The sequence below is a fragment of the Arthrobacter sp. 24S4-2 genome (assembly GCF_005280255.1).
In the GTDB taxonomy this organism is placed as follows: Bacteria; Actinomycetota; Actinomycetes; order Actinomycetales; family Micrococcaceae; genus Arthrobacter.
The window spans coordinates 3,531,216-3,546,283 of record NZ_CP040018.1; the positions used below are offsets into that span (position 1 = coordinate 3,531,216).

Genomic DNA, 15,068 nt, shown 5'->3' on the forward strand with positions numbered 1-15,068 from the left:
AGCAGACCTAGAGGCCGGCTTCGGTTTCCGCCGGTGCGTCTGCCGTGCCGGCGGCGGACAGCTTCCGCCAGGCATCGGCTGCGGCTTCCTGCTCGGCTTCCTTCTTGGAACGTCCGGCACCCTGGCCGTAGTCCGTGCCGCCGATCCGGAGCACCGCTTCGAAGGTCCGGGCGTGGTCCGGGCCAGAGCCCTCCACTGCGTAGTAGATGCTGCCCAGCTGACGGCTTGCCGCCAGCTCCTGGATGCTGGTCTTCCAGTCAGTTCCGGCGCCGAGGGCGGCAGCGTCCCGGAGCAGGGGGCCGATCAGCCGCATGACAAGCTGACGGGCAGTCTCAATGTCGTTGGAGACGTAGGTGGCACCGATGAGGGCCTCCATGGTGTCCGCCAGGATCGAGGACTTGTTCTTGCCGTCGGTGAGCTTCTCGCCCTGACCGAGGTAGATATACTCTCCGATGCCAAGGCTGCGCCCGATTCCGGCAAGGGCCCTGGTGCTCACCACGGCTGAGCGCCGCTTGGCAAGGTCACCTTCAGGCAACGCAGGGTTGTCACGGTACAGCGCATCCGTCACGGAAAAACCCAGGATGGAGTCGCCTAGGAACTCAAGGCGCTCGTTAGTGGGTATGCCGCCATTTTCGTAGGCATACGAACGATGTGTGAGAGCAAGACGAAGCGTCCCGGCGTCAATAGAGACACCGAGACGCTTCAAAAGCTCTTCAGTTGAAGACGTCATTTTCAGCCAGTGGGCCGATTAGACGTCTGCGACCTTGCGGCCCTTGTACTCAAGGAACAGCGCAGTGCCAGCCGAGTCGGTAACGACCTTTGCCTGGTGCGGCAGGCTGTAGGTAACCTGGCCGTTCTCGACAGTCTTCACCAGGTGGGGGGCAGTTGCCTTCCACTGGGAGCGGCGGGCGCGGGTATTCGAGCGAGACATTTTCCGCTTCGGGACAGCCACGGCTAACTCATTTCTCTCTAGAAAAACACTTACAAATCAATTTTGCCGGTCAGGCTTAGCCAAGTCAGCTAGGGCAGCCCAGCGAGGATCTACGACCTCGTGGTGATGCCCCGGCTCGTCTTCCAGGCGTACTCCGCATTCGGAACAAAGGCCCTGGCAGTCTTCCCGGCACACCGGCTGGAACGGCAGCATGGTTACAACCGCGTCCCGCAACACCGGCTCAAGATCGATTAAATCGTGCTCGATTCGATATTGCTCTTCTTCGTCTTCTTCAGCGGAGAACTGGGCGCCCTCGTAGAAGAAAAGTTCTTGCACATTGACCTCAAGGTCATACGCAAGGGGATCCAGGCATCGGCCGCACTCGCCAGTAACTTCGACGTTTACGGTTCCTGATACCAGAATTCCTTCGTGTACGGCCTCAAGCCGCAGGTCCAGCTCGACATCCGAGCCTTCCTGCACGCCAATGAGCGCCACACCAAGCTCGCTTGGTGCAGGTACATGTTCCGTCAGCGTCCGCATACTCCCCGGACTGCGTCCGAGGTCCTTGACGTCGAACGCCAAGGGCGAACTAGCATCTCGTTTAATGAGAACTCCTGTTGAACATATGACCGACGTACTATCTTAGCCTTATCTGCCGGGCGGACTCAAACCGGCTGGCAGCCACAAGGTTCAGCACCGCGGACAGACATGGAATGGGTCACATTAACCGGCAAAGGCCGTTGTGTACCGATCAAGCCTACCCTCTGCCGGGCTGATCCCCGGACGACTCGCCCGCCAGGAGCCGTTTCAGCACCGACCGGGGCACGTAGTCGGACACGCTTCCGCCCAGGGTGAAGACTTCCTTGATGAGGGTTGACGACAAGTGGAGGTAGTGGCCCTCGGTGGGGAGGAACACCGTTTCCACGCCGCTCAGCTGGCGGTTCATCGTTGCCATGGGAAGCTCGTAATCAAAATCGGACGACGACCGCAGGCCCTTCACGATGGCCGACACGCCCCGCTGCCTGCAGTACTCGGCGAGCAGGCCCTCCCCACGGGTTCAACCACGATGCCGCGGAGCGAAGCGAGGGTTTCGCGTGCCATGTCAATCCGTTCCTCCAGCGAGAAACGGTACTTCTTGGCGTAGTTGGTGGACACGGCCACGATGACTTCGTCAAAGAGGCCTGCGGCACGCGCAATGACTTCAAGGTGTCCATTGTGAATGGGGTCAAAGGAGCCAGGGCAAACAGCGCGTCTCATGCTCCGAACCTACCGTATCCGCGCCGCAGGCCGGGATAACATGGCTGAATGTCCCAGCTCCCTCCCCAGTTCCCGTGGCAGCGCGCCGCAACCGGCGCCAACTTGCTCTCCCCCGACGGTTCGCTGGGCGTTACGATCTTCGAGGAGATGACCACCCTGGCGCTCAGCACGGGCGCCATCAACCTCGGCCAGGGCTTCCCGGACGAGGACGGCCCCGTAGAGATCAAGGAGGCCGCCCAGGCGGCCATCGCCGCCGGAGCCAACCAATACGCGCCCGGCAAGGGCATCCTGCCCCTGCGGGAGGCGATCGCAGTCCACCAGGAGCGGTTCTACGGGCTGGCACCCGATCCCCGGACCGAGATCATCGTCACCACCGGCGCCACAGAGGCCATCGCCGCCTCGCTGCTCGCGCTGGTCGGTCCGGGCGATGAAGTCCTCACCTTCGAGCCGTTCTACGACTCCTACGGCGCGATCATCGGGCTGGCCGGGGCCACTCACGTGACGGCACCGCTGCTCGCTCCGGACTTCATGCCGGATATGACGGCATTTGAAGCGGCCATCAGCAGCCGCACCAAAGCGGTGCTCATCAACAACCCACACAACCCCACCGGAGCGGTGTTTCCCCGCGCAGTGCTTCAGCGCGTCGTCGACCTTGCCGCCAGGCACGACGCCGTGATCATCACCGATGAGGTCTATGAGCACCTGACGTTCGGCGAACCGCACATTCCCGTCGCCACCCTGCCCGGCGCCGCCGGCCGGACCGTCACCATTTCCTCCGCAGGCAAGACGTTCTCCTTCACGGGCTGGAAGATCGGCTGGCTGAGCGGACCCGAACACCTCGTCGCCGCCATCCGGACGGTAAAGCAGTTCCTGAGCTACAGCTCCGGCACGCCGTTCCAGTCGGCCATCGCCGTGGGGCTGGCCCTTCCCGACGAGTTCTACACGGGCATATCCGAAACGCTCAAACGCAAGCGCGACATCCTTAGCGACGGGCTACGCGCAGCCGGCCTGGACGTCTTTACGCCGCAGGGAACCTACTTCGTGAATGTGGACACGGCTCCGCTGGGGATCTCTGATTCGGTCGACCTGGCGAGGAGGCTTCCGGAACTGGTGGGCGTTGCCGCCATCCCCGTCCCGGTCTTCTGCCATGCCGAGGGCGCGGAACGGACCCGCAGCCTGCTGCGCTTTGCCTTCTGCAAGAAGACCGAAGTCCTTGAAGAGGCGGCCGCCAGGCTCGCGACGCTCCGCGACAGGCTCTGAAAATGGCAGAACGGCCGGGAGCAGCGTCCCGCTTTCTCCGGACCACGGGCCAGCACGCGGCCATCGAGCCGGATGCCTTTACTGAGGGGGCCTACGTGCTCAGCATCGGCGGCGCAGAGCAGTCCCACGTGAACCTCGCGGAGCCGGGCGAAATATTCTACGAGTACCTCCGCCGGATCGGGCACGTCGTGGACTTGGCAGCCCCTGCGGGCGAGCCCATCAGCGCCCTGCATCTTGGCGCCGGTGCCCTGACGCTGGCACGCTACATCCAGGCCACCCGCCCGGGATCCGTGCAGTACGCGGTGGAGCTGGAGCGCGAACTGCTGGACTTTGTGCTCCAGCAGCTTCCGATGCCGGCCGGGACCGAACTGCATACCGTGATCGGCGACGCCCGGGACGCGCTGTCGGAGCTACCCGGGGATCTCCGTTTCGACGTCGTAATCCTGGATATCTTCTCCGGGCCGGAGGCGCCGGAACACATCGCCTGTGCCGCCTTCTACACCGAAGCCGCGGCCAGGCTGACGCCGCGCGGAGTTTTGGTCGTCAATGTCGGGGACGAACCCGGACTGACGCTGGTACGGAGCCAGGTGGCCGCCTTGAGGCAGGCCATGGACGGGGTGGCCGCGTTTGCCGAGTCCGGGATGTTCGCAGGCCGCTATCCAGGCAACATCATCCTGACCGGTACGCAGGGAGCATGGCCCGCCGGCTGGACGGATGCCCTGACGGCACGCGGGCCCCACCCGGCCACGGTACTCGCGGGAGTGGACCTCGACGCGCTCTCGGATTAGACGGGCAAGCACCCCGGCGGTGCGAGTGTGATCCTGCGGTGGTGTGAACCTGCGGTGCCGGCGGTCAGGCGCCGCCCACGGGTTCGGCAAACCACAGCTTGGTCTCGCCGTATTTCTTCTCGGCGAACCGTTCCAGCGACGCCGGCCACGACGGCTCCGGGCTGCGGGAGGAGCGCTCCACCACCACCACGGCACCCTCCGCCAGGTAGGGCGACAGCTCTTCCAGCACCGCACCCATGGCGGCCTCGTCCAGTGGATACGGCGGATCCAGGAACACGAGGTCCCACAGCGTGCCTTGCACTGTCCGCTCCAGGAATGACTCCACCCGGGAACGGTGCACGGACACGGCCTTGCGGCCGATGGTCCCGTTGACAAGATCCGCGTTGCGCTGGCACACCTCGCTGGCCTTGCCGTCGAACTCCACCAGGTCGACCGTTTCCGCCCCGCGGCTGGCGCTCTCCACCCCCAATGAACCGGAACCGGCATAGAGGTCGAGAACGCGGACACCCGCCACCACGTTGAAGGCATCAAGCCTCGAGAAGAGGGCTTCCTTGACGCGGTCGGTGGTGGGACGGGTCATGGTGCCGGGCACACTGACCAACGGAACTCCGCCCGCGGCTCCGGCAATGATGCGGCTCACGCCGGGTCCGTCCCGGTGCGTCCAGCCACGTTCCATGTCCTAGCCACGCTCAAGGAATGCCTCCTTTTCAGGGTTCAAGTACTCTTCGATTGCCTCCGCGAGGGCGGCATGGTCCGTCAGGCCAGGGTCCTGCGCAACGATCCCCTGCGCGTCCTGGCGTGCCGTGGCAATGACGTCCTCGTGCTCCAGCACGCGCAGCAGTTTGAGCGTAGACCGTCCACCGGACTGCGACGCCCCCAGGATGTCACCCTCCCGCCGCAGCTTCAGGTCCTCCTGCGACAACTCAAAACCGTCGGTGGTGGCCGCCACTGCATCCAACCGGCGGCGGCTGGGGTGGCCGGGTTCCAGCGTAGTGACCAGGAGGCAGGTCCCGGGCAGGCCGCCTCGGCCCACCCGTCCGCGGAGCTGGTGAAGCTGGGAGATACCGAACCTGTCCGCATCCAGAATCACCATCAGCGTGGCGTTATGCACGTCAACGCCCACTTCGATCACGGTGGTGGAGACCAGCAGCTTGGTCTCATTCGCGGTGAAGGAGGCCATGGTGCCTGACTTCAGGACGGGATCCTGCCTGCCGTGCAGGGGCGCCAGGGTGACGCCGGCCAGGGCCGGCTCGTCCTTAAGGTGCTCGACGACGGCCGTAACGGATGCCAGTTCACGTGCCGGGCCGTCCCCCTCAAGTTCGGCAGAGGACGGTTCCGCTTCCCCCGGACTGAAGTCGCCGTCGTCGTCCTCGCCGATCTTGGGACAAACCACATAAACCTGGTGGCCGGCGTCGATCTCCTCCCGCGAACGGGACCAGATGCGGCCGGCCCAGCCGGGATTTTCGGCCAGTCCCACGACGTGGGTGGAAATGGGGGCGCGGCCAGCGGGCAGCTCGTCCAGCACCGACGTTTCGAGATCGCCGAAGACCGTCATGGCCACCGTGCGCGGTATCGGGGTGGCGGTCATGACCAGCAGGTGCGGCGGTTTGCTGGCTTTTGCCCGCAGGGCGTCGCGCTGCTCCACTCCGAAACGGTGCTGTTCATCCACCACGATGAGTCCGAGGTCGTAGAAGGAGACGTTGTCGCTGAGCAGGGCATGCGTCCCGATGACGATTCCGGCAGTGCCGGAGGCCGCGTCCAGCATGGCCTGCTTACGGGCGGCCGTCGGCATGGACCCGGTCAGCAGTGTGACCTGCACGGAGTCCGGGCCCAATCCGCCCAGGAGTCCGTCGCGAGACAGCGGACCGAGCGTCCGGCGGATGGATTCAAAATGCTGGGCCGCCAGGACCTCGGTGGGCGCCAGCAGGGCGGCCTGTCCCCCGGCATCCACCACCTGGAGCATTGCGCGCAGGGCAACGATGGTCTTGCCCGAACCCACCTCGCCCTGGAGGAGCCGGTTCATGGGGCTGTCCTGCGACAGTTCCTCCCCTAGCGTCTTCCCGACGGCGGACTGGCCGGCCGTGAGCGTAAACGGCAGCTGGCGGTCGAACGCTGTCAGGATTCCGTCTGTAACCGGCCGGCGCGCCGTGGCCTCCTCGGCGGCCAGCTGCGCCCGGCGCCGTGCAAGGGCGGCCTGCAGCACGAGGGCCTCCTGGTAGCGGAAGCGGTCCCTGGCGCGCTGCCAGTCCGCCGGCACCTGCGGCGTGTGGATCAGCCGGTAGGCCTCGGCTGCCGGCAGGAATTTCTCCCGGGCCGAGATCTCCGGCGGAAGCGGATCAGCCAGGGCATCCAGGTCCACGGTCTCCAGAAGAGTGGAAATCACCTTCTGGATGGACCAGCTGGTGAGCTTGGCCGTTGCCGGGTAGACCGGAATGGGCATGGCGGCGAGCTTTTCCGGATCCATGCCCGGAGTGTCCGGGTCCTCATCGAGCAGCAGGAAGTCAGGGTTGGTGAGGCTCAGGCTGCCGCCGTACCGGGTGACTTTGCCTGAGAACATGGCCCGCCGGCCCGGGAGCAGTTCCGCTTTGGCACGGTAGCCGTTGAAAAAGCTCACCTTCAGCGTGCCGGGCACTCCCGTCCCCGGCGGCCGGGCGGCGTTCCCGGTGTTGCTGTGGTTCGTCGCGGAGTCGTCAGTAATCACGACGTCGGTGAGCGTGCCGCGGCGCGCCCGCATGGCGCGGGTGCTGTTGGACAGGACCCGGGCGATCAGGGTGACTTCCTCGTCCAGCGGGACGTCACTGATGGGCGTCAGTTCGCCGCGGTTCAGGTAGCGACGCGGAAAGTAGTTCAGCAGTCCGCCGACGGTGCCGATGCCCAGGTGCTTCTCAATGACGGCCGCGGACCGTTTGCCGATGCGCCGTTCCAGGCCCAGTTCCAGCTCAGCGTTCATATCCGTTGGGGTCCCGTGGCAGGGCGAGCTGGCTGACCGAAATTTCCGTGGGCTCCCCGAGGGAGCCGATCAGGGCGACCGCAGGTTCGGGGGCGGGAACATGGACATGCACGCGCCAGCGGTACTTTCCGTCCGGGTCCGCCGCACTGCCCACCTGGCTCATGATGACCGAATCGCCCATTTCATCCAGCCGCTGCCGCAGGGTGGCCGCGTCAAGCGGCGACAGGCTGATGGTGCACATGACTTCCACGCCGTCGTCGTCGGGCATATCTGTGTGGATGTGCGGATCCTGGACGTCGTAGCCGTGCAGGCCATCGAGCAACTCGCTTTGCAGTTCTTCACCCAGCACGGCTGAGCGGAGGCAGTCCAGGATAAGGAGCATCCCCACACCGCCGGCATCAACAACGTGGGCCGCGTGCAGGGCGTCAAGCTGGTCCTCGGTGCGGATGACAGCCTCAAGGGCGGCCGCCACCGCCGCATCCAGGGCAAGGCCGAGGGCATGGTTGCTGTCATCGCCGCTCTGGTCCGCGTCCACGGCTGCGGCCGCCCTGGCCGCAGCCTCCATAACTGAGAGCATGGTGCCCGGAACGGGATCGCTCAAAGCCGACCAGGCACGGATCTGGGCACGGTTCAACGCAGCCGCCAGCAACGGGGAGCTCAGGCGGGTGTGCCCTGCCAACGGCTCCGCGGCGGCACACAGGAACACCGCGAACAACGTTCCCGAGTTGCCGCGCGCCTGTTCCATGGCCGCCTGGCCGGCACGTGCCAGCACTGCCCCGACGTCCGGCTGCGGTGTCCCGGCGTGGTGCTGCGCTTCGGGATGGTGCGGAGTTTCGGGCTGGTGCTGCGTTGGGGGGTGAGCCAGTGCCTGCGCAGCGGCGCGGACTGTCAGGTACAGGTTGGTACCGGTATCGCCGTCGGCCACCGGGAAGATGTTGATGGCGTTGAGGCGGTCGCTGTGGTTTCCCAGCGCTGTTTCGGCTTTGCCCAACCACCGCTTCATCGCTTGCGCGTTGGCGGCAATCTTAGTCTGCAAAGTGATCCCATCCCACAGTGTCCGCGGGCCGGCCCGCTATCTTGACGCCAGTGCTTTCCGTTGGTGCAAGGGCCTCTACTGAGCCTATCGCAGCGAAACCCGGAGGCAGCTGTACGTCCGGGGGGAATGTGGCGAGAAGTCCATGATCCTCCCCGCCGCCGAGCACCCAGGCCATGGGGTCCCCGTCCACTGCGTCTGCGGCGGCGGCCAAAGGCTCCGTGAGTTGCTTAAGCGCAGCGGGATCCAGGTTCAGCACCACGTGGCTGGCGGCGGCAAGGCGGCCGCCGTCGCGGATCAGTCCATCGGAGATGTCCATCATGGCCGAAGCGCCGGCGTCGAGCGCGGATGGCCCGGCCGCCAGGGGTGGAACTGGCCTGCATTGGAGGTCCATAATGGCACGCTGTTCCGGGGTCAGGAGGCCGACGCCCTGGCCGGATTCGAGCAGGGCAAGGCCGGCCGCCGCATAACCAACTGTTCCGGCCAGCGCCACGGTGTGGCCGGGGCGGGCGCCCGAGCGCAGCACGGGCTGCCTTCCGTCCAGGGTCCCCAGGACGGCCACGGTTACCGCGAGTTCACGTCCGCGGCCCAGGTCCCCGCCGGCCACGGAACATCCGGAGGCGCCAAGATCGCGAATGGCATGGGACAGCCCGTCCGCAAGATCCTCCACCCAGGAAACCGGCGTGTCCGGCGGCAGGGTGAGACTGACCACCATGGACGTGGACCGCGCGCCCATGGCGTTGATGTCGCTGAGGTTCTGGGCCGCAGCCTTCCAGCCGACGTCGAAGCCCGTTGTCCGGTACCCGTTGTTCCATTCCAGCCGGAAGTCCTGGTCCTGGACCTGGGTGTCGATACTGACCACCGTCCGGCCGTCCGGTGCCGCCACGATGGCGGCGTCATCCCCCGGTCCCAGCAGCAGCGCCGTGCCGTCCTGGGGGCCGTTATTCAGGCGCGGGAAGATCCTGGCAAGGAGCTCGGATTCGGAGAGTCCGGCGACGGTGAGGTGAGATTCAGGCACAGCACTACGCTACCGGCAGGGAACGACATCCGTACGCAGAGACCTCGCGAAGCCCGTCCCTGGGAGAAGGCACCTGCAGGGAAATCACCGTCCGGCCGGACGCTCCGGCCGGGATAGGCTTAAACGATGCACCTGCTCCGCACCCCGGTTTCCATCCATTCGCTTCGCCTGCCGGCAACGGCAGCAGCCGTGGTGCTCGCCCTCAGTGCCTGCGCCCCGGTGGTGGACGTCGCACCGGCGAAGGATGCGGCGAACCCGGCGTGCGCGCCCATGATGGTTGCCCTTCCGGACACCATGGGTGATGCCGGGCTGCGGAAGACCAATAGCCAGGCCACCGCCGCCTGGGGCGATCCGTCAAAGGTGATCCTGCGCTGCGGGGTCAACGTTCCCGGCCCCACCACCGACCGCTGTGTCAGCGTCAACGGCATCGACTGGGTCATCAAGGAAGGCGACCCCGTCTGGACGCTGACCACCTTCGGCCGTGAACCGGCCACGGAAATCCTCATGGACCCGGACCAGATCAGTTCCGCGACCGTACTCGCTGAACTCTCCGCCGCTGCCGGCAAGATCAAGGCCACCAGGAACTGCGTGGGCCAGGAAGAGCTGCAGAACCTGCCCACCGGTCAGTAGCGGGAGCATCAGTAGCGGAGCGGCAATAACAGCTAGCGCAGCCCGGTCTTGCGGTTCAGCGCGAGGTAGATCAGCTCGTCGATGAGTTCGGCGTAGCCCAGGCCGGAGGCGGCCCACATCTGCGGATACATGCTCTTCGGCGTGAAACCGGGCATGGTGTTGATCTCGTTGATGATCAGGTCGCCGTCGGGCGTGTAGAAGAAGTCAACCCGGCTAAGCCCTTCAGCGCCCACGGCGTCGAACGCGGCTGCGGCCAGCTCGCGGACCCGGGCGATGGCTTCCTCCGGGAGGTCGGCGGGGCAGCTCAGCGACGCGGCGTCGTCTTCAACGTACTTGGCGTTAAAGTCGTAGAACTCATGTTCCCCCGGCGCCACGGCGATCTCGCCCGGCATGGACGTCCGGGGGGCATCAGTGCCCCGGCCTTCCAGGACGGCGCACTCGATTTCACGGCCCACGATTCCGGCCTCGATCACGAGTTTGAGGTCGTGTTCGCGGGCGGCTTCGATGGCGGCGTCCAGGCCGTCCAGCGAGTCCACCTTGGAAATTCCCATGGAGGATCCAGCCCGGGCCGGCTTGACGAACACGGGGTATCCCAGCAGGTCAACGCGTTTGCGGACGGATTCGGGGTCCGTGCTCCACTGCCGGTCCGTCACGGCGATGTAGGGACCCACGTGCAGTCCGGCGGCCTCGAAAACCACCTTCATGTAGTGCTTGTCCATGCCGACGGCCGACGCGAGGACACCCGCGCCGACGTAGCGGGTGTCCGAGAGTTCGAGTAGCCCCTGGATGGTGCCGTCCTCGCCGAACGGTCCATGGAGCAGCGGGAAGACAACGTCCACGGAGCCGAGTTCCTGCGGGACTTCGTTCGGGGAGGCGACGATTAGCTGGTGTTCGCCGCCGATTTCGGCGAGCGTGACTGTCTGGGCCGACGGCGCAACCTCGGGAAGTGCAGAAGCGGACAAGGACCACTGCCGGGTGTCCCCCGAGGCAAGGACCCATTGGCCGGTCTTCGCGATCCCGATGGCGATGACATCGTATTTGTCGTTGTCGATGGCACCCAGCACACCGGCGGCAGTCACGCAGCTGACCGCGTGTTCACTGGAGCGGCCGCCAAACAATACGGCAACGCGGGGTTTGGCGTGACCGTGCCCGGGGTTCTTGTTCACAATTCCTTCAGACACAGTCAGTAATCGCCTTCGGATTTCAGGTCCCGGGACAGCAGCAGCGGTCCCAGTTCGTCAACGGACAGTTTTCCGGCCAGGACGGCCACCACCGCTGCGGTGATGGGCATCTCGACGCCGAGCTTCCCGGCAAGTTCGTGCACGGCCTGCCCGGATTTGATGCCTTCGGCCGTCTGGGTCATTTCCGCAGCCACCTGTTCAAGGGTCAGTCCCTGCCCCAGCAGGCGTCCGGCGGTGTGGTTTCGCGACAGCGGCGAGGAGCATGTGGCAACCAGGTCTCCAAGGCCTGCCAGGCCCGCCATGGTCTGGGCTTCCCCTCCAAGTGCGAGAGCAAGCCTGGACGTCTCGGCAAGCCCTCGCGTGATGACTGAGGCCTTGGTGTTGTCACCCATCCGTTTGCCTTCGCAGATGCCAACAGCAAGGGCAATAACATTCTTGACGATCCCGCCGATTTCCACACCGACGACGTCGGTGGTCGTGTACGGGCGGAAGTACGGCGCCGTGCAGCTGCGGGCGATCCAGGTGGCCACGTCAGCGTCCGAACAGGCGACCACAGAGGCGGTGGGTTCCTCGCGGGCAATTTCCATGGCCAGGTTCGGTCCGGACACCACCGCAACACGACCGGCTTTGATTCCCAGTTCCTCACAGATGACCTCGCTCATGCGGGCATCCGAGCTGAGCTCCAGTCCCTTCATGAGGGAGACAACCAGGGCATCGGGTGCGATCAGGTGCCGCCACTCGCGAAGCTGCAGCCGCAGTGACTGGGCGGGCACGGCCAGAACCACCAGGTCGGCGCCGGACAGCACATCGGCGACCTCGGTGGACGCGGTGATGCTGGGCGGGAGGGCGATGTCGTTGAGGTACTGCCGGTTCCGGTGCTCGGTGTTGATCTGCTCAACTACTTCGCGCCGGCGTCCCCAGAGGCGGATACTTCGCTCAACGCCTGACGCCGTGGCGGCGTCCGCAAGTATTTTGGCAAAGGTGGTGCCCCACGAGCCGGCCCCCAGGACGGCGACCGACAAGGCCGAACCCGCCTCGGTCTGCTCCGGCGTCACCTGCCGCCCCGTTCAATGTCGCGTCCGTGCTTGGTCTGGTTATGGGCGGCGGGATCCCACCGCTGCGCGGGCGGCTGCTCCGACCGCAAGGTTGCCAGCAGCGCCGTGATGGCATCCATGATGACGGCCGTGGCCGCCGTCAGGGTGGCCTTGTCCAGCGGACGGCCCGCGAAGGCGCTGAGGTCCACAGGATCGCCCACGAGGAGGCGCGAGGTCCGGCGCGGGAACAGATGGAACCGCTTTGCATACCGGGGAAAGACGTGGTGGGCTCCCCAGTGCGCCATGGGAACCACAGGGATGCCGCTTTCGAGTGCCATCCTCGCGGCCCCGGTGTGGCCCTTCATCGGCCACAGGTCCGGGTCCCGAGTCAGGGTGCCTTCGGGGTAGATGACGATGGCGCCACCTTCGTCCACCACTTCCTTGGCGAGCTGCAGGGAGTGGTTGGCACCCGCCGTCGAGCGTTCCACTGGGATCTGCTTCGTGGACCGCAGCACGGCGCCGAGCACCGGGACCTTGAAAAGGCCGCCCTTGGCGAGGAAATGCGGCATCCTCTTCTGGTTGTAAAGCATGTGCCCCACCACCAGCGGATCGATTTCGGTGCAGTGGTTCGGGGCGGCAATGAAACCCCCGGCCGGCAGTTTCTCCAGCCCTTCCCACTTCTTGTTCATGAGCAGGTTCATCGTGGGCCTGACGATTCCGGCCACGATGACAAAGGTGATGCGGCTCTTGGCCGTTTCCTTCACTGGGACCCCGCTACTTGGCTGACGTAATGTCGAAATCGGCGCCCAGGCCCGCGAGCTTCTCGGTGAAGCGCTCATAGCCGCGGTTGATGATGTCGATGCCGGTCACCCGCGACGTTCCCGTGGCGGCAAGTGCGGCGATGAGGTGGCTGAAGCCGCCCCGGAGGTCCGGCACGTCGATGTCGGTGCCCTTGAGCTGCGTTGGGCCCGAGATCACGGCGGAGTGGTGGAAGTTGCGCTGGCCGAAGCGGCAGGGCACGCTGCCGAGGCATTCGCGGTGCACCTGGATGTTGGCGCCCATGCGTATCAGCGCGTCGGTGAAGCCGAAGCGGTTTTCGTAGACCGTCTCGTGGACGATGGAGACGCCCTCGGCCTGGGTCAGTGCCACAACCAGCGGCTGCTGCCAGTCGGTCATGAAGCCCGGATGCACATCTGTCTCCAGGACGAGCGGGTTGAGTTTGCCGCCGCGGTGGTAGAACCGGATGCCGTCCTCGCCGATGTCCATCCCGCCGCCCACCTTGCGGTAGGTGTTCAGGAACGTCATCATGTCCCGCTGGGAAGCACCTTCCACGAAGATGTCTCCGCGCGTCACGAGTGCGGCCGAAGCCCAGGAGGCGGACTCGTTGCGGTCCGAGAGCGCCCGGTGGTTGTAGCCGCCGAGGTCTTTTACGCCTTCAATCCGGATGGTGCGGTCCGTCTGGACGCTGATGATGGCGCCCATCTTCTGCAGCACGGCGATGAGGTCGATGATTTCCGGTTCCGTGGCCGCGCCGGAGAGTTCCGTGATGCCTTCGGCGCGGGTGGCGCTCAGGAGCACCTGTTCCGTGGCGCCGACGGACGGGTACGGCAGCGAAATCTTCGCCCCTTGGAGGCCCTTGGGCGCGGAAATGTGGATGCCGCCAGGGCGTTTCTCGACGACGGCCCCGAACTGGCGCAGGACGTTCAGGTGGTAGTCGATGGGCCGGTCGCCGATCTTGCAGCCGCCCAGATCCGGGATGAAGGCCTCACCGATGGCGTGGATCAGCGGACCACACAGCAGGATGGGGATTCGGGAGTCACCGGCATGGGCGTCAATGGCGGTGCTGGACGCGGTCTTGGCGCCCTTCGGATCCAGGGTGAGGTCCCCGGTGACGGGGTCCTTTTCGACGGTGACGCCGTGGAGCTGGAGCAGGCTGGTGACAACCTCGACGTCCTTAATTTCAGGGACGTTGCGCAACACGGACGGCTCGTTGCCCAGAAGGGCCGCGACCATCGCTTTGGGGACAAGATTCTTGGCCCCGCGAACGGTGACGCGGCCAGTTAGCGGGACGCCTCCGCGGATTGTCAGAACACTACTCATATACCGGTTTCCTCACGACTACTCGCCCCCAAATCCTTACAAAGGCTCCAGCTAAGCATAGGAGCTTGCGTTACCGATCTGAAATACGGCACGCTGCCGCAGGAGCCGGGCGCGGGCGCGGCAGGGACCAGGATCAGACGCGGGAGCGGCCGGCACAGGCCTGGGGAAGCGGACCGGGACAGGCCCGCGGCGTGGCGGGCCTGCCCGGAAATGACGTCCCGTTCAGGACAGCCGCGCGGGCAGCGTCTTGGGTTTGAACGCGGGCCTGGTGGCTTCGTAGGCCGTGATGTCCTCTTCGTGCTGGAGCGTCAGCCCGATGTCGTCCAGGCCCTCCAGGAGGCGCCAGCGCGTGTAGTCGTCGATCTCGAACGGCGCCACGACGTTGCCGCACATCACGGTCTTCGAAACGAGGTCCACCGTCACTTCGGTGCCGGGCGCGTTTTCGAGCACCTTCCAGATGAGTTCAATGTCGTCCTGGGCGAGTTCAGCTGCCAGGAGGCCCTGTTTTCCGGAGTTGCCGCGGAAAATATCGGCGAACCGGGAGGACAGGACGGTCTTGAAGCCGTAGTCCTTCAGTGCCCACACTGCGTGCTCACGCGATGAACCGGTGCCGAAGTCGGGTCCCGCAACAAGCACTGATCCGGCGTTGAAGGGCACCTGGTTGAGGATGAAGGACGGGTCCTTGCGCCAGGCGGCGAAGAGGGCATCCTCGAAGCCCGTGCGGGTGATGCGCTTGAGGTAGACGGCGGGGATGATCTGGTCGGTGTCCACGTTGCTCTGGCGCAGCGGTACGCCGATCCCGGTGTGGGTGCTGAACTTTTCCATGGCGGATCCTTCGGTGCTTGGTAGGTCTAGGCGGCGTCGCCGGAACGGTGTGAACTAGTCG

At 65.5% G+C, this 15,068-nt stretch carries 15 protein-coding genes and 1 pseudogene; 3 read left to right on the forward strand and 13 right to left on the reverse strand.

The features are described from left to right. Positions 1-7: 7 nt before the first annotated feature. The 4 genes and pseudogenes from rnc to coaD form a co-directional block, all read right to left on the reverse strand. A complete protein-coding gene (gene rnc / locus FCN77_RS16430) occupies positions 8-730 on the reverse strand; it encodes a ribonuclease III (protein WP_137323132.1) in 723 nt (240 codons plus the stop codon). An 18-nt stretch (positions 731-748) separates the two neighbouring features. Beyond that, positions 749-952 (reverse strand): 50S ribosomal protein L32, encoded by a 204-nt coding sequence (gene rpmF / locus FCN77_RS16435; RefSeq protein ID WP_009356569.1) that lies wholly within the window; start codon positions 950-952, stop codon positions 749-751. Positions 953-988: 36 nt separating this feature from the next. Next, the gene (locus tag FCN77_RS16440; protein ID WP_137323133.1) at positions 989-1,513 is read right to left on the reverse strand and encodes a DUF177 domain-containing protein; all 525 of its coding nucleotides are present in this window, start codon (positions 1,511-1,513) and stop codon (positions 989-991) included. Between the two features lie 175 nt (positions 1,514-1,688). Next, positions 1,689-2,188, reverse strand: a pseudogene (coaD, locus tag FCN77_RS16445) (pantetheine-phosphate adenylyltransferase). A 48-nt stretch (positions 2,189-2,236) separates the two neighbouring features. On the opposite strand from coaD, the gene FCN77_RS16450 reads away from it, so the two are divergent. Both FCN77_RS16450 and FCN77_RS16455 read left to right on the forward strand, forming a co-directional pair. Further along, a complete protein-coding gene (locus tag FCN77_RS16450) occupies positions 2,237-3,448 on the forward strand; it encodes an aminotransferase class I/II-fold pyridoxal phosphate-dependent enzyme (protein ID WP_137323134.1) in 1,212 nt (403 codons plus the stop codon). Positions 3,449-3,450: 2 nt separating this feature from the next. Beyond that, a complete protein-coding gene (locus FCN77_RS16455) occupies positions 3,451-4,236 on the forward strand; it encodes a spermidine synthase (protein WP_175417290.1) in 786 nt (261 codons plus the stop codon). Between the two features lie 64 nt (positions 4,237-4,300). Here the strand turns inward: FCN77_RS16455 and rsmD are convergent, their stop codons facing one another. From rsmD to FCN77_RS16475, 4 genes are read right to left on the reverse strand one after another with little or no spacing between them, the layout of a single operon-like run. After that, complete coding sequence (rsmD, locus tag FCN77_RS16460; RefSeq protein ID WP_175417291.1) at positions 4,301-4,876, reverse strand: 16S rRNA (guanine(966)-N(2))-methyltransferase RsmD; 576 nt, start codon at positions 4,874-4,876, stop codon at positions 4,301-4,303. A 39-nt stretch (positions 4,877-4,915) separates the two neighbouring features. After that, a complete protein-coding gene (locus tag FCN77_RS16465) occupies positions 4,916-7,186 on the reverse strand; it encodes an ATP-dependent DNA helicase RecG (RefSeq protein ID WP_137323136.1) in 2,271 nt (756 codons plus the stop codon). Further along, positions 7,176-8,189: a DAK2 domain-containing protein gene (locus FCN77_RS16470; RefSeq protein ID WP_137324816.1), complete on the reverse strand. Its 1,014-nt coding sequence runs from the start codon at positions 8,187-8,189 to the stop codon at positions 7,176-7,178. The genes FCN77_RS16465 and FCN77_RS16470 overlap by 11 nt, the downstream gene beginning before the upstream one ends. Positions 8,190-8,211: 22 nt before the next feature. Further along, on the reverse strand, positions 8,212-9,237 hold the full coding sequence (locus FCN77_RS16475) for a thiamine-phosphate kinase (protein ID WP_137323137.1): 1,026 nt from the start codon (positions 9,235-9,237) through the stop codon (positions 8,212-8,214). A 126-nt stretch (positions 9,238-9,363) separates the two neighbouring features. Here FCN77_RS16475 and FCN77_RS16480 point away from each other — a divergent pair, with 126 nt between their 5' ends. Beyond that, positions 9,364-9,867: a DUF3515 domain-containing protein gene (locus tag FCN77_RS16480; protein WP_137323138.1), complete on the forward strand. Its 504-nt coding sequence runs from the start codon at positions 9,364-9,366 to the stop codon at positions 9,865-9,867. A 32-nt stretch (positions 9,868-9,899) separates the two neighbouring features. On the opposite strand, the gene FCN77_RS16485 is transcribed toward FCN77_RS16480, so the two are convergent. The 5 genes from FCN77_RS16485 to leuD form a co-directional block, all read right to left on the reverse strand. Continuing rightward, entirely contained in the window at positions 9,900-11,048 is a 1,149-nt protein-coding gene (locus tag FCN77_RS16485) for a D-alanine--D-alanine ligase family protein (protein WP_175417292.1), read from the reverse strand. Positions 11,049-11,050: 2 nt separating this feature from the next. Beyond that, positions 11,051-12,103 carry an NAD(P)H-dependent glycerol-3-phosphate dehydrogenase gene (locus FCN77_RS16490; protein WP_137323139.1) on the reverse strand — a complete coding sequence of 351 codons (1,053 nt, stop codon included), beginning with the start codon at positions 12,101-12,103 and terminating at the stop codon, positions 11,051-11,053. Continuing rightward, on the reverse strand, positions 12,100-12,846 hold the full coding sequence (locus FCN77_RS16495; RefSeq protein ID WP_137323140.1) for a 1-acyl-sn-glycerol-3-phosphate acyltransferase: 747 nt from the start codon (positions 12,844-12,846) through the stop codon (positions 12,100-12,102). The genes FCN77_RS16490 and FCN77_RS16495 overlap by 4 nt, the downstream gene beginning before the upstream one ends. A 10-nt stretch (positions 12,847-12,856) precedes the next feature. Continuing rightward, a complete protein-coding gene (murA, locus tag FCN77_RS16500; protein WP_137323141.1) occupies positions 12,857-14,182 on the reverse strand; it encodes a UDP-N-acetylglucosamine 1-carboxyvinyltransferase in 1,326 nt (441 codons plus the stop codon). A gap of 222 nt (positions 14,183-14,404) precedes the next feature. Beyond that, positions 14,405-15,007: a 3-isopropylmalate dehydratase small subunit gene (gene leuD / locus FCN77_RS16505; RefSeq protein WP_137323142.1), complete on the reverse strand. Its 603-nt coding sequence runs from the start codon at positions 15,005-15,007 to the stop codon at positions 14,405-14,407. Positions 15,008-15,068: the final 61 nt, after the last annotated feature.

Excerpts from the sequence above, each read along its gene's own strand:
- FCN77_RS16480 (WP_137323138.1), top strand. The coding sequence starts at position 9,364 with ATGCACCTGCTCCGCACCCCGGTTTCCATCCATTCGCTTCGCCTGCCG.
- murA (WP_137323141.1), bottom strand. The coding sequence starts at position 14,182 with ATGAGTAGTGTTCTGACAATCCGCGGAGGCGTCCCGCTAACTGGCCGC.
- FCN77_RS16470 (WP_137324816.1), bottom strand. The coding sequence starts at position 8,189 with ATGAAGCGGTGGTTGGGCAAAGCCGAAACAGCGCTGGGAAACCACAGC.
- FCN77_RS16450 (WP_137323134.1), top strand. The coding sequence starts at position 2,237 with ATGTCCCAGCTCCCTCCCCAGTTCCCGTGGCAGCGCGCCGCAACCGGC.
- FCN77_RS16455 (WP_175417290.1), top strand. The coding sequence starts at position 3,451 with ATGGCAGAACGGCCGGGAGCAGCGTCCCGCTTTCTCCGGACCACGGGC.
- leuD (WP_137323142.1), bottom strand. The coding sequence starts at position 15,007 with ATGGAAAAGTTCAGCACCCACACCGGGATCGGCGTACCGCTGCGCCAG.
- FCN77_RS16465 (WP_137323136.1), bottom strand. The coding sequence starts at position 7,186 with ATGAACGCTGAGCTGGAACTGGGCCTGGAACGGCGCATCGGCAAACGG.
- rnc (WP_137323132.1), bottom strand. The coding sequence starts at position 730 with ATGACGTCTTCAACTGAAGAGCTTTTGAAGCGTCTCGGTGTCTCTATT.